This is a genomic window from Yersinia proxima, from assembly GCF_902170785.1.
GTDB lineage: Bacteria > Pseudomonadota > Gammaproteobacteria > Enterobacterales > Enterobacteriaceae > Yersinia > Yersinia proxima.
In genome coordinates, this window is record NZ_CABHYG010000011.1 from 152,728 (window position 1) to 166,714 (window position 13,987).

Below are 13,987 nucleotides of genomic sequence, written 5' to 3' on the forward strand. Positions count from 1 at the left end.
TTACTGCGCTTGAACCCGCAGCTCAGCTGCGGAACGGCTACGGTGGCCCAACAGTGCTTTCACATCGCTGGATTTCGGTTTAACCAAAGCAAACTTGGTCACCCATTCCGGCCAGTTAGCCAGAATTTCTTCACCACGGCTAGAACCCGTCAACTGTACATGCTCAGTGATCAGGCCGCGCAGATGCTCTTCATGGATTGCCAATTGATCAACATCCAGAACTTCAACCAGCTCAGGGTTAACACGTTTACGGAATTCACCATCTTCATCAAGGACATAAGCGAAACCACCGGTCATACCGGCACCGAAGTTAATTCCGGTACGGCCCAGTACGCAAACAATCCCACCAGTCATATATTCACAACCGTTATCGCCGATACCTTCAACGACGGTAATCGCCCCGGAGTTACGTACCGCGAAACGCTCACCAGCCCGACCAGCAGCGAACAACTTGCCGCCAGTGGCACCATATAGACAAGTGTTGCCGACAATGCTGGCTTCGTGACTGCGGAAGTTGGAACCCACTGGAGGGCGCACCGCAATGCGGCCACCGGCCATACCTTTACCGACATAGTCGTTGGCATCGCCTGTTAGGGTCAGCTCAACGCCGCCGGCATTCCACACCCCAAAGCTCTGACCGGCAGTTCCGGAGAAGTAGGCTTTGATAGGATCGGTTGCCAGCCCTTGGTCGCCATGCTTGGTGGCAATCGCGCCGGATAACGCTGCACCCACGGAACGGTCGGTGTTGCGGATATCAAAGTAAAACGTCTTGCTCTGTTTAGCTTCAATATACGGCTCGGCTTGCGCCAATAACTCTTTGTTCAATAAGCCTTTATCGAACGGTGGATTATTTTCGGTGCAATACAGCGCTTTGCCTGGATGTGGCGTTGCTGTTTTCAGCATTGGCGACAGATCCAGTTTGTTTTGTTTGGCTGATATGCCATCAAGTTCTATCAGCATGTCAGTACGGCCAATCAAATCAACCAGTTGGCTCACACCCAACTCGGCCATGATTTCACGGGTTTCACGGGCGATAAACTGGAAGTAGTTCACTACACGCTCAGGCAAGCCGTGGTAATGGTCACGACGCAGCTTTTCATCTTGGGTTGCTACACCGGTTGCGCAGTTATTCAGGTGGCAAATACGTAAGTATTTACAACCCAGGGCCACCATAGGGCCAGTACCGAAACCGAAGCTCTCCGCACCCAGAATCGCGGCTTTAACAATATCAACACCGGTTTTCAGGCCACCATCCACTTGCAGGCGGATTTTATGGCGCAAGCCGTTGGCAACCAGTGCTTGTTGTGTTTCCACCAGCCCCAGTTCCCACGGGCAACCGGCATATTTCACTGAGGACAGTGGGCTGGCACCGGTGCCACCATCGTATCCTGCAATAGTAATCAGGTCGGCATAGGCTTTTGCCACACCGGTTGCAATGGTGCCAACACCGGGTTCAGAAACCAGTTTCACCGAAATCATTGCTTTCGGGTTGACCTGTTTCAAGTCGAAAATCAACTGAGCCAAATCTTCGATTGAGTAAATGTCATGATGTGGTGGTGGGGAAATCAAGGTCACACCTGGTACGGAATAACGCAGTTTGGCGATATACGGCGTGACTTTATCACCCGGTAATTGGCCGCCTTCACCCGGTTTTGCACCTTGCGCTACTTTTATTTGGATAACATCAGCATTCACCAAATACGCTGGTGTGACACCGAAACGGCCTGATGCAACCTGCTTGATACGGGACACCTTATTGGTGCCGTAACGTGCTGGGTCTTCGCCGCCCTCACCGGAGTTGGAGAATCCGCCGAGGCTGTTCATAGCGATGGCTAATGATTCATGGGCTTCCGGGCTGAGTGCGCCGATAGACATGGCGGCAGTATCAAAGCGCTTAAACAAAGATTCAGCCGGTTCAACCTGATCCACTGGGATCGGGGTGCCTTGCGGTTTGATGGCCAGCAGATCGCGCAACGTGGCGATCGGGCGCTCATTCACCAGTTTGGCGTAAACCTGATAATCACTGTATTCGCCGCTGTGAACCGCAGTTTGTAAGGTGCTGACCACATCCGGGTTATACGCATGGTATTCGCCGTTGTGGACAAACTTCAGTAATCCGCCCTGATCCAGTGGCTTGCGTTTCAGCCAGGCACGTTTGGACAGATTCTGTAAATCCTGTTGGAAATCACTGAAACTGGCTCCGCCGATGCGGCTAACCACGCCCTGGAAACACAGGTTGGTCAGGTCACGATGCAGGCCAACGGCTTCAAACAGTTTGGCACAACGGTATGATGCTACTGTTGAAATGCCCATTTTGGACATGATTTTGTACAGCCCTTTATTGATACCGTTACGGTAGTTCAGCATCACATCGCGATACTTCTTATCAATAGCTTGGGTATCAACCAATTTAGCCAGTGATTCATAAGCTAAATAAGGGTAAATCGCAGTAGCACCAAAACCGAGCAATACCGCGAAGTGATGTGGGTCGCGGGCGCTGGCGGTTTCAACAATAATGTTGGCATCGCAACGCAGGTTTTTTTCTACCAGGCGAGTCTGCACCGCGCCAACGGCCATAGGAGCCGGAACCGGCAAGCGGTTAGGTGCAATAGCACGGTCTGATAGCACCAGCATCACGGCACCATCACGTACTTTGCGTTCAGCCTCTTCGCACAAGGCCAAAACCGCTTGTTCCAGATCAGTTTCTGCGGGGTCAAAGGTGAGATCCAGCCGATCAGCGCGGTAGTGTTCCCCTTCCAGTGTGGTTAACTGCTGGAAGTCAGAGAACAGCAAGATCGGCGATTTAAAGCTCAGACGGTGCGCCTGACCTTCAGCTTCGCAGAACACGTTCATTTCACGGCCAATACTGGTCGCCAGCGACATCACGTGTGCTTCACGCAGCGGATCAATTGGCGGGTTGGTGACCTGCGCAAATTGCTGGCGGAAGTAATCGTAAATAATACGCGGGCCGCTGGAAAGCACGGCAAATGGGGTGTCATCACCCATTGAACCTGTCGCTTCCTGACCAATTTCACCCAGCACGCGGATGACTTGATCCAGCTCTTCACTGCTGTAACCGAATTGCTTTTGATAGGTTTCGAGCTGTGAGTCATCTAACTGGCGGCTACCTACCTGATCTTCTGGCAGATCTTCAAACGGCACCAGGCGCTTAACGTTCTTCTCCATCCACTCTTTATACGGATGGCGGCTTTTCAGATCGTTATCTGTTTCGGCGGAATGTAGGATCTTGCCGCTGCGGGTGTCGATAACCATCAGTTCGCCGGGGCCAACACGGCCTTTCTCCACCACTTCATCGGGCTGGTAATCCCAGATACCGACTTCAGAAGCGCAGGTAATGAGTTTATCTTTGGTGATGACATAGCGCGCCGGGCGCAGGCCATTACGGTCAAGGTTACAGGCAGCATAGCGGCCATCTGACATCACAATCCCGGCCGGGCCATCCCATGGCTCCATATGCATGGAGTTGAAGTCAAAGAAGGCGCGCAGGTCGGTATCCATATCCGGGTTGTTCTGCCAGGCCGGTGGTACTAACAGACGCATAGCACGAATCAAGTCCATCCCGCCACTGAGGAACAGCTCCAGCATGTTATCCAGTGAACTGGAGTCCGAGCCGGTCTCATTGACGAAAGGAGCTGCATCCTGCAAATCGGGGATTAATGGCGTTTTGAATTTGTAAGCACGTGCCCGTGCCCATTGGCGATTACCGGCGATGGTATTGATTTCGCCATTGTGCGCCAGATAACGGAACGGCTGAGCCAGTGGCCAGCGCGGCACGGTGTTGGTTGAAAAGCGTTGATGGAACAGGCAAATAGCCGATTCCATGCGCAGATCAGCCAAATCAAGATAAAAACGAGGCAGATCCGCAGGCATACATAAGCCTTTATAGATCGTGACCAGGTTTGAGAAACTACAAACGTAGAAATCCTTGTCGTTTGCAATGCGTTTCTCAATACGGCGACGCGCCACAAACAGGCGGCGTTCCATATCACGTGGACGCCAGCCCGCAGGGGCGTTCACAAAAATTTGTTCAATCCGAGGCAGGGAGGAGAGGGCGATTTCACCAAGAACATCCGGGTTGGTCGGCACTTCGCGCCAGCCGATAATCGACAGCGTTTCGTTTTGCAATTCTTCTTCTACAATGCGGCGGCTTGCCTTGGCGAGTTCTTCGTCCTGACTGAGAAACATCATGCCAACGGCATAGTTTTTGGCCAAACGCCATCCGCGTTCTTCTGCGACCATCCGGAAAAAACGATCCGGTTTTTGTAATAGCAGGCCACAGCCGTCGCCGGTCTTGCCATCAGCAAGTATCGCGCCACGGTGTTGCATGCGGGCCAGTGCGTGTATTGCGGTACGCACGACCTTATGGCTAGGTTCGCCTTCTATGTGGGCGATTAGGCCGAAACCACAGTTGTCCCTCTCAAGGGATTTATCGTACAACATATCAGTGAACCTCCCCAGGCTCTGCGAGACTCTCACAAACCGACTCCAGAAGGCCATCTCGACATCAGGCGGGTTGGGCTGACAGGCGCGTATTTCGCGGCAAATCTGCTTTTCCGCCCTCCGGCAATGGCCTCTTGTGACGGTTCTCACAAGTGGTATAAGACTTGTTTTAAGAGGGAGTCTTAAATTACTGCATAATTATGACTAGACGTTTGCCCGTCTAGAAAGCTTCCAGCGGACTTCCAACTTAGCGAGAAAGAATACTCAGGTCAAATATAGGCTTAAGAACTATCTTTAAGGTAATAAAGAGGTTTATCACAATGAAAAGTATATATTTATTGGCATTTTTGCTCGCTTCAATGCTTCATTGGATAGGCGGCAAAGTGTGAGCTGTCTCACTATAGTGCAATCGACAAATCTCTGCACCATGCTAGTGCTGGCGGGGATTGTAGAGTCATATGCTGCTTGAATTATATTTTTTGGTGTTTAACACTATTTTTCACTGAATTGTAATAGAAGCGCTAACAGCTGGGAGGAAATAAGAAAATTTAATCATCGGTCAAGTGATTTTATTTGCATTTATAATGAATGGTTATGCGAAGTTGCACCCAAGGGCTTGGGAGTTGATCTCTGTCATCGCGAATTATATCGCTAGCGGGTAGCCTAAAGCTCTTTTTTGACAGGCAGTGCCAAGATTATGCAGTTGCAGCAATTAGTCAATATGTTTGGTGCGGATTTACAGCGCCGCTATGGTGAAAAAATTCATAAACTCACGCTACACGGCGGGTTTAGCTGCCCTAATCGTGACGGAACTTTGGGGCGTGGTGGCTGCACTTTTTGTAATGTGGCTTCATTTGCAGATGAACAAATGCAGCAACAGGGCATTGCGCAGCAATTGGCGGAGCAAGCTAAAAAAGCCAATCGGGCAAAACGCTACCTGGCTTACTTCCAGGCCTATACCAGTACTTATGCAGAGGTCAATGCGCTGGCGGTGATGTATGAGCAAGCATTGGCAGAAGTTGACATTGTCGGCTTGTGTGTGGGAACCCGGCCAGATTGTGTGCCGGACGCGGTATTGGATTTATTAAGCGGCTATCACCAGCAAGGTTATGAAGTCTGGCTAGAGCTGGGGCTACAGACTGCCAATGATAAAACCCTCAAACGCATTAACCGTGGTCATGATTTTGCCTGCTACCAACAAACAGCCCGTCGCGCTCGTGCCCGAGGATTAAAAGTGTGCTGCCATTTGATTGTCGGCCTACCCGGTGAGGAGCAGGCGCAGTGCATGGAAACATTGGAGAAAGTGGTGGTCACTGGTGTTGATGGGATAAAACTGCATCCACTGCATATCGTCGAGGGCAGTATTATGGCCAAAGCATGGCGAGCAGGGCGGTTATCAGAGTTGGCGCTGGATGAATATGTGCTCACCGCCGGTGAAATGATCCGCCACACGCCCGCTGACATTGTCTATCACCGGATTTCTGCCAGCGCCCGTAGACCAACTCTACTTGCGCCATTGTGGTGCGCGAATCGCTGGACCGGTATGAATGAGCTGAATAATTATATGCTGGCCCATGGCGGGCAGGCCTCTGCGCTGTGATCGGCTACTGCGCGTTGTTTCTCAATCTCTCATTGTGATTTGCAATCTTTTCCACACTTCTAAGCAAGCCATCTTATCTCAGCCCAGTTTTGCGGTATGATTTATCAGATAAACACAGACAGGGGTTGCTATGAAGCAAATCAGGGTATTAGCCCAGTACTACGTTGATTTAATGGTTAAGTTAGGACTGGTTCGCTTCTCACTGCTGCTGGCCTCTGTGCTGGTGTTACTGGCCATGGTGGTTCAGATGGCGGTGACATTCGTATTGAGTGGCTCGGTGGAAACCCTCGATCTGGTACGCTCCATTTTCTTTGGGCTGCTGATAACCCCATGGGCAGTGTATTTCCTGTCGGTGGTAGTTGAGCAACTGGAAGAGTCGCGTCAGCGCCTATCTCGGTTGGTTGATAAACTTGAAGTGATGCGTTATCGCGATTTGGAGCTGAATAAGCAACTGACGGAAAACATTGCTCAACTCAATCAGGAAATTGTCGAACGTGAAAAAGCGGAGAAAGCTCACCTGCAAGTGGTCGATAAACTGAAAGAAGAGATGGGGCACCGAGAGCAGGCGCAGGTTGAGTTAGGGCAACAGTCGGCTTTATTGCGCTCTTTTTTGGATGCTTCACCGGATTTGGTTTATTACCGCAACGAAGATAATGAGTTCTCCGGTTGCAACCGGGCGATGGAACTACTGACTGGCAAAAGTGAGAAACAGTTGGTCGGCTTGACTCCCAAAGATGTCTATGCACCGGACATCGCTGAAAAAGTCATGGAAACCGATGAGAAAGTTTTCCGTCACAATGTTTCTCTGACCTATGAGCAGTGGTTGGTGTATCCCGATGGCCGTAAAGCCTGTTTTGAATTGCGGAAAGTACCGTTTTATGACCGAGTCGGTAAACGACATGGGCTGATGGGGTTTGGGCGCGATATAACCGAGCGTAAGCGTTACCAGGACGCGTTGGAGAATGCCAGTAGGGATAAGACGACTTTCATCTCAACCATCAGCCATGAGCTGCGGACGCCGCTTAATGGCATTGTAGGCCTAAGTCGCATCCTGTTAGACACCGAATTAGACAGCGAACAACTAAAATACCTGAAAACTATTCATGTCAGTGCGATCACTCTCGGTAATATCTTCAACGATATTATAGAGATGGATAAGTTGGAGCGACGTAAAGTTCAGTTAGATAATCAACCGATTGATTTCACTGGATTTATGGCGGATTTAGAGAACCTTTCTGGCCTATTGGTACAACCGAAAGGGCTGAAGTTCATTATGGAACCACAGTTGCCATTGCCGGAGAAAGTGATTACCGATGGCACCCGCTTGCGCCAGATTTTGTGGAACTTAATCGGCAACGCAGTGAAGTTCACCCAGCAAGGGGAGATAGTGGTGCGGGTTCGGCGTGAGAATAACGATTGCTTGATTTTCGAAGTGGAAGATTCCGGTATGGGGATCCCTGAAGACGAGCAGGACAAGATTTTCGCCATGTATTATCAGGTAAAAGACAGTAATGGTGGCCGTCCGGCAACCGGTACGGGCATTGGGCTGGCGGTGTCTAAACGTCTGGCGCAAAGCATGGGTGGTGATATCACGGTAAAAAGCACTCAAGGCGCCGGTTCATGTTTTACTCTGACCATTAAAGCCCCCGCCGTGCAGGCCGCGTCTAGCGCCCCGTCAGGCGACGATACCCCGCTCCCTGCTCTTCACATATTGCTGGTGGAGGATATCGAGCTGAATGTCATTGTTGCGCGCTCAGTGTTGGAAAAACTGGGCAACAGTGTCGAGGTGGCGATGAATGGCCATGACGCCTTGGCGATGTTCAAACCAGATGATTTTGATTTAGTGCTGCTGGATATTCAATTGCCCGATATGAGTGGGTTGGATATCGCCCGCCAAATCAGGGCTGATTATGGGCAGCAATCTTTACCGCCATTGGTAGCCTTGACCGCTAACGTGCTTAAAGACAAAAAAGAGTATTTAGATGCCGGAATGGATGATGTGCTGAGTAAGCCGTTATCAGTTCCTGCGCTCACGGCCATGATTAAGCAATTCTGGGATCATAAGCCTTCTTCTGCCGCTAAAAAACAGGAACACATTGTGATGCAAACCCATGAATCGTTACTTGATACTGCCATGCTGGAACAATACATCGATTTGGTTGGTCCACAATTAATTCATCAAAGTCTGGAAATGTTTGAACAAATGATGCCGAGCTATTTGGCGGTATTGGATTCAAATATGACGGCGCGAGATCAAAAGGGTATTACGGAGGAAGCGCATAAAATTAAAGGAGCAGCTGGCTCCGTTGGTTTGCGTCATATCCAGCAACTTGCACAGCAAATTCAAACCCCGACACTGCCAGCATGGTGGGATAACGTGCAAGATTGGGTCGATGAATTGAAATCAGAATGGCGTAATGATGTTCAGGTGTTACGTGAGTGGGCGGCAGAAGCTGAAAAAAAATAACCCCGACCGAGGCCGGGGTGCGCGAATACTGCGCCAACACCAGGGAAATCGTCAACCTGCAATACCCGTCATACTTCAAGTTGCATGTGCGTTGGCTGCTTTCGTTCACCCCAGTCACTTACTGATGTAAGCTCTTGGGGATTCGCTCAGTTGCCGCCTTCCTGTAACTCGAATTATTTAGGATATAATAATTTCGATTTCGAGTGGATTTGCAGGTTGTTAGGATTCTTCCATACATCATACAAGCAACAACATAGCAAATGTAAGCGCTCTTGTTACAAGATTCATTAAAATATGTGATAGAGATTCGTCTTTGTCACTAGAACGGGTTAAGCAATTGACAGAGTGAGAAAAGGAGAGGCGTGATGAAAACAGTCGGTGTAGTGCTTAGCGGATGTGGTGTTTTCGATGGCGCTGAGATACATGAATCTGTCTTAACTATATTGGCATTGGATCGTGCAGGGGCACGTGTTCTATTCTTCGCACCAGATAAACCACAACTCCATGTTATTAATCACCTTACTGGTGAAGAAGTCGCCGAACAACGGAATGTTTTAGCAGAATCCGCACGTATTGCCCGTGGCCTGATTAAGCCACTTTCCTCCGCCAATTCAGAGGACTTGGATGCCCTTATTGTCCCTGGTGGCTTTGGCGCGGCAAAGAACCTCAGCGATTTTGCTGCTAAGGGTTCTGAATGTTCTATTGATCCAGATTTATATAAGCTAACGCAATCAATGCATAAGGCAAACAAACCAATTGGGTTTATGTGTATTTCTCCCGTTATGCTACCAAAGTTATTAGGTCGGCCTGTTCGTCTAACAATTGGTAACGATCCCGATACCATTGAGGCGATTGAAATTATGGGGGGAGAGCATGTTATTTGTCCTGCTGATGACGTAGTGGTCGATGCAGAGAATAAAGTGGTCACAACACCCGCCTATATGTCAGCAAAATCAATTTCTGAAGCAGCAAAAGGGATTGATAAGCTGGTGGCGAAGGTGCTGGATTTAACCGAATGATATCAGCCCGCCGCGGATTAAATTGGCTTTGGTATTGGGGAAAACGGGCTGTCATTGGCATTATTGCCCTATGGTTGGCCGGTATTTTGATTTTTGCTTTCCTACCGGTTCCGTTTTCCATGGTCATGATTGAAAGGCAACTCAGCGCCTGGCTGACCGGCGATTTTTCTTATGTCGCACACTCTGATTGGGTGCCGATGGATGAGATTTCACCTTATATGGCGCTGGCGGTGATGGCTGCTGAAGATCAAAAATTCCCCGAGCATTGGGGCTTTGATGTCAGCGCTATAGAGTCAGCGTTAGTTCATAATCAGCGCAACCAAAACCGTATCCGCGGTGCTTCGACTTTATCGCAACAAACCGCCAAAAATCTGTTCCTGTGGGATGGGCGTAGCTGGGTGCGCAAAGGGCTGGAAGTCGGATTGACTGCCGGTATTGAGTTGGTGTGGACCAAGCGGCGTATTTTAACGGTTTATTTGAATATCGCGGAGTTTGGTGACGGTATTTTTGGCGTAGAAGCGGCTGCTCGCCATTTCTTCAATAAACCGGCCAGTAAATTGAGCGCATCAGAAGCCGCTCTATTAGCCGCAGTGCTGCCCAATCCATTGCGTTTTAAGGTGAATGCACCATCAGGTTATGTTATTTCCCGCCAACAGTGGATTTTGCGCCAAATGCGGCAATTGGGTGGGAAAGAGTTTATACAAGTAAATGATTTAGATTAGAACGTAAAATGGGCCTGGATTTCTCCCGGCCCATAATAGGATTGCTCTTTCTAACTAACTAATTATTTTACAATGGTAAATGCAGTAGTCACATGCTTAACACCACTGACCTGACTGGCTATCTGAGCGGCTGATTGCCCTTCTTGTTGAGTCACCAGGCCCAACAGGAACACTTCGCCATTCTCAGTGGTCACTTTTACATTGGAGGATTTAACCGAGTCTGCGGTCAGTAATTGTGACCGGACTTTGGTGGTAATCCAGGTATCCATTGATGCAGTGGTCAGATCGACCGGTTTACCCAGGCGCATCTCGTTATACACTTCTGTGGCACCATCAACACCAGCCGCAATTTGCTTGGCGCGGTTAGACAGCTCAGCAGTTGGCGATTGCCCGGTCAGCAAAACTTTCCCTTGATAAGCGGTCACAACAAAGCGTGTTTGGCTCTTTATCTGCTGATCTTTGCTCAGCGCATTGACGACTCTGGCTTCAAGTGTGCCATCGTCAACCTGAGTGCCGACAGAACGAGGGTCTGTGGCAGATTTAGTTGCAACGGCCGCGCTGCCAACCACGACAGCACCGACACAACCTTGTAATAGCAGGGCGCTGAATAGCATGGCAAAAATATAACCAACCTTCATTCGTGCTCCTTTAATCGTCCTGATGTGGAAATAGAGTGTTATCAATTAAGTCACACAAGCAATTCACTGTCAGCATGTGTAATTCTTGAACCCGAGCGCTACGATGCGAAGGTATGCGGATTTCAACATCCTGCTGACCTAGCAGGCCAGCCAGTTCACCACCATCATAACCTGTCAGTGCAACAATGGTCATATCACGGGTGACTGCGGCTTCGACCGCTTTCACAATATCACGGCTATTGCCACGAGTGGAAATTGCAAGCAAAACATCACCGGCATGACCCAGCGCACGCACCTGTTTGGCATAGACTTCATCATGCAAACGATCATTGGCGATGGCTGTCAAAACAACATTATCAGCATTCAGTGCTATTGCAGGCAGGCTTGGTCGTTCTGTTTCAAAACGGTTTATCATGCTGGCCGCAAAGTGTTGCGCGTTAGCCGCAGAAGTCCCATTACCGCAGCAGAGAATTTTATTGCCGTTGAGCAGTGACTGAACCAACGTCATTGCTGCGCGGGATATGGCATCGGGCAGCGCCTCAGCCGCGGCAATCTGGGTTTGAATACTTTCTGTAAAGCAACCTTTGATTCTATCCAACACGTTGATTTAACTCGCTTAATATTTAAAATTTCGGTAGGAAACCGAAGAAAAATCATCAATAATCCGCATTGAAAGCGTTTGGTAGCCATTCTAACTCACTACCAGTGATAGCAAAAACATCAAAACGGCACGGTGTAGTGGCAAAACAGGCGTTTCGCTGCGCCAACCAAATGGTGGCGGCCCGAAGTAGCCGTTGTTGTTTGCTGTAAGTGACACTGGCGGCAGCGCCACCGAATAGGGCATTGCGGCGAAAGCGTACTTCAACAAATACCCAGGTAGCGCCATCGCGCATGATAAGGTCAATCTCACCACTTTGATAGGTGACATTTGCCGCCTTAAACACTAAACCTGCCCGCTCAAGATAGTGGCGGGCTTGGTTTTCGTAGTGTGTGCCAGTATCCCTTTGGCTCATATTCCCTTCGTCCTTGAAGTTGCAGGGTTGTTAGCTACGTTCACTCACCCGAATCACTTTACGCCGCCGGTACTACCATGCCTTGACGGTATTGCAACCAAGGCAATTTACGGGTGATAACACAATCGGCTGATGCGGTTAAATCACCGGTAGTTCCGCTCACCTGGAAACCAGGAATTTGGCGCATTTCAGCAAAATGATTCGATAATGTCCACGCATCAATACCCATGGCATACAAACGCACCAGTGAATAGTCGTTGGCAAATTTGGCCGCCGCTTGCTGCATCAGCGCAGGATTAGCCCCTGCCATCAATGGGATATCACTAAACTGAATACCTTCCATTTCCAGCCGGTAATCCGGGCCAGCACCTGCCTGATAGCTACGGGAGCTGGCAAACAGTGCTGGTTTGCTACGTGTGCTGGTCGCCATATCAATCATCGGCTTAATCAGTGTCAACTCGGCAGGGGTGGCAATGATATACACCGCATCAATATTACCGCCGGCAGATGTTGAGACCACTGGTGCATCGACCGGCGGTGCAGGAATAGTCAGGCCAGCGATGGTGACTGATGCAGGTGCGGCAGCAGGTGCGCTTGAAACACTTACCGGTTGGCCAGTCAGACGGATGCCTGCACCACTGTTGATGGCTTGTTTCAACTCAGCAGTAGAGCCGAAGTTTTGTTGCAATACCGTCTGCCCACCTTGTTTCTGCCACTCTTCTGCGAAGGCTTTAGCAACGCGATCGCCAAAGGCACCACGCGGGGTTAGCAACAATGGCATTCTCTTTTCCTGGCTCCACAAATGATGCGCGGCATCGCGAGCTTCATCTTCAGGAGACAGGGCGAAGTAACAGATATTCGGGCTGTTAGTGCTAACTTCCGGCTGATTCAGCGCCAGAATATTCAGGGTACTGGGTGTTGCACTCAGTTGTTCCACTTCAGGTTTCAGCAGTGGGCCGACAACCAATGTGGCACCATCTTGCTGGGCTTGTGCCAACAAAGCAGCCACTGGTTGAGTGGTGGTATCGTAGACTTTTACCTGTGCATTACTGGTGGCAACAGGGGTTGCCACTGGCGCTGGCGTGGCAATATCAGTCACCGGTGTTGCAGTAGCATCAGTTGGTGTCGTGGCCGTTGCATCTGGTGTCACCGGAGCCGGGGCATTCACCGGCAAGCCATTTTGCGCCGCAGTAAAACCTTGTTGGATGGCATCAGCAAAGACTTGTGCCGGGCCACTTAATGGCAGCAATAAGGCAATTTTCGCCGTAGATGCCTGGCTGAAGTTACTGATCTGCGTTAATGCCGTTGGCAAGTTTTTCGCCGCCGGATTTTGTGGATAACGGTTTTGCCAATCTTTAATACCGGCTTTCAGCAGATCAGGGTCTTGCTTGTTATCCTGATATACATGCAGCAAATCCAGCCAGCCTTGCAGCACGTTTTCGTCTGCATTAATGACAATATTATTCAATTCTTGTGGTGTTAGCTGCGCCAGCGCTTGCCAGGTGCCATCAATATTATCTTGATGTGCTTTGTCTTTTAGCAGGGGTTCTTGAGCAATAAAGGCACGTATCAGCGGCAATGTTGCTTTGCCCTGATTGGCGGCAATTTGTGCCTGATAGAAGCGAACCTGTTGGTTAGCTGAGAGCTGTGTTGCATCCAACTTGCCCAGAATATCGGCAGCCGCAGGATTATTTTTCTGGGCTACCAGTAGCTCGGCTGTCAGTAATTGCTGCTCCTGACGTTGCGTGTCACTCAGATTGGCGGGCAGAGTGCCGAGCTGTTCTGCTGCTTGAGGGAGTTTCCCTTCACGTAGCAGGGCACGAATGGCGAGTAATTGCCAGTCAGCCTTGTTATCATCACTGCTCTGTTGCAACTGTTGCAGATAATAGTCAGAGTTAGCGCTTGCTTCGTCCTGTATATTTGTGGGCGGCGGCGTCTGTGGCGCTCTGCCTGAACAAGCTGCCAGTATCAACGCAGCCAGAACAACAGGGACAAGCCCTGCTTTGGAACGAACGAATGTTGAGGAAAGCATACTGTATCCAGTGATGTTTTTTTCAAGATGCTCAA

Annotated in this window: 9 protein-coding genes; 4 read left to right on the forward strand and 5 right to left on the reverse strand. The window is 49.8% G+C overall.

Going from position 1 to position 13,987, the window contains the following annotated elements; genetic code table 11:
- Nucleotides 1-4,461, reverse strand: coding sequence for a glutamate synthase large subunit (gene gltB, locus FTB31_RS09580; protein ID WP_050077010.1), 4,461 nt, complete (start codon nucleotides 4,459-4,461; stop codon nucleotides 1-3).
- 697 nt (nucleotides 4,462-5,158) lie between these two features.
- Between gltB and FTB31_RS09585 the strand changes: the two genes are divergently transcribed.
- From FTB31_RS09585 to mtgA, 4 genes are all read left to right on the forward strand, one after another.
- Complete coding sequence (locus FTB31_RS09585) at nucleotides 5,159-6,061, forward strand: TIGR01212 family radical SAM protein (protein WP_227731304.1); 903 nt, start codon at nucleotides 5,159-5,161, stop codon at nucleotides 6,059-6,061.
- A 130-nt stretch (nucleotides 6,062-6,191) separates the two neighbouring features.
- On the forward strand, nucleotides 6,192-8,528 hold the full coding sequence (gene arcB, locus FTB31_RS09590) for an aerobic respiration two-component sensor histidine kinase ArcB (protein ID WP_050077012.1): 2,337 nt from the start codon (nucleotides 6,192-6,194) through the stop codon (nucleotides 8,526-8,528).
- Nucleotides 8,529-8,893: 365 nt separating this feature from the next.
- On the forward strand, nucleotides 8,894-9,547 hold the full coding sequence (gene elbB / locus FTB31_RS09595) for an isoprenoid biosynthesis glyoxalase ElbB (protein ID WP_050077013.1): 654 nt from the start codon (nucleotides 8,894-8,896) through the stop codon (nucleotides 9,545-9,547).
- Nucleotides 9,544-10,269: a monofunctional biosynthetic peptidoglycan transglycosylase gene (gene mtgA / locus FTB31_RS09600; RefSeq protein ID WP_050077014.1), complete on the forward strand. Its 726-nt coding sequence runs from the start codon at nucleotides 9,544-9,546 to the stop codon at nucleotides 10,267-10,269. The genes elbB and mtgA overlap by 4 nt, the downstream gene beginning before the upstream one ends.
- Nucleotides 10,270-10,331: 62 nt before the next feature.
- Here the strand turns inward: mtgA and dolP are convergent, their stop codons facing one another.
- Genes dolP through FTB31_RS09620 form a run of 4 tightly spaced genes read right to left on the reverse strand, consistent with a single transcriptional unit; the run spans nucleotide 10,332 to nucleotide 13,952 of the window.
- Entirely contained in the window at nucleotides 10,332-10,907 is a 576-nt protein-coding gene (dolP, locus tag FTB31_RS09605; RefSeq protein ID WP_005166550.1) for a division/outer membrane stress-associated lipid-binding lipoprotein, read from the reverse strand.
- A gap of 10 nt (nucleotides 10,908-10,917) precedes the next feature.
- Nucleotides 10,918-11,508 (reverse strand): DnaA initiator-associating protein DiaA, encoded by a 591-nt coding sequence (diaA, locus tag FTB31_RS09610; RefSeq protein ID WP_004710884.1) that lies wholly within the window; start codon nucleotides 11,506-11,508, stop codon nucleotides 10,918-10,920.
- Nucleotides 11,509-11,563: 55 nt separating this feature from the next.
- The gene (locus FTB31_RS09615; protein ID WP_050077016.1) at nucleotides 11,564-11,920 is read right to left on the reverse strand and encodes a YraN family protein; all 357 of its coding nucleotides are present in this window, start codon (nucleotides 11,918-11,920) and stop codon (nucleotides 11,564-11,566) included.
- A 58-nt stretch (nucleotides 11,921-11,978) separates the two neighbouring features.
- A complete protein-coding gene (locus FTB31_RS09620; RefSeq protein ID WP_050077017.1) occupies nucleotides 11,979-13,952 on the reverse strand; it encodes a penicillin-binding protein activator in 1,974 nt (657 codons plus the stop codon).
- Nucleotides 13,953-13,987 lie beyond the last annotated feature (35 nt).

What these genes read in the sequence shown, in the direction of transcription:
- gltB (WP_050077010.1), bottom strand. Translation starts at nt 4,461, where the DNA reads ATGTTGTACGATAAATCCCTTGAGAGGGACAACTGTGGTTTCGGCCTA.
- FTB31_RS09585 (WP_227731304.1), top strand. Translation starts at nt 5,159, where the DNA reads ATGCAGTTGCAGCAATTAGTCAATATGTTTGGTGCGGATTTACAGCGC.
- arcB (WP_050077012.1), top strand. Translation starts at nt 6,192, where the DNA reads ATGAAGCAAATCAGGGTATTAGCCCAGTACTACGTTGATTTAATGGTT.
- elbB (WP_050077013.1), top strand. Translation starts at nt 8,894, where the DNA reads ATGAAAACAGTCGGTGTAGTGCTTAGCGGATGTGGTGTTTTCGATGGC.
- mtgA (WP_050077014.1), top strand. Translation starts at nt 9,544, where the DNA reads ATGATATCAGCCCGCCGCGGATTAAATTGGCTTTGGTATTGGGGAAAA.
- dolP (WP_005166550.1), bottom strand. Translation starts at nt 10,907, where the DNA reads ATGAAGGTTGGTTATATTTTTGCCATGCTATTCAGCGCCCTGCTATTA.
- FTB31_RS09615 (WP_050077016.1), bottom strand. Translation starts at nt 11,920, where the DNA reads ATGAGCCAAAGGGATACTGGCACACACTACGAAAACCAAGCCCGCCAC.
- FTB31_RS09620 (WP_050077017.1), bottom strand. Translation starts at nt 13,952, where the DNA reads ATGCTTTCCTCAACATTCGTTCGTTCCAAAGCAGGGCTTGTCCCTGTT.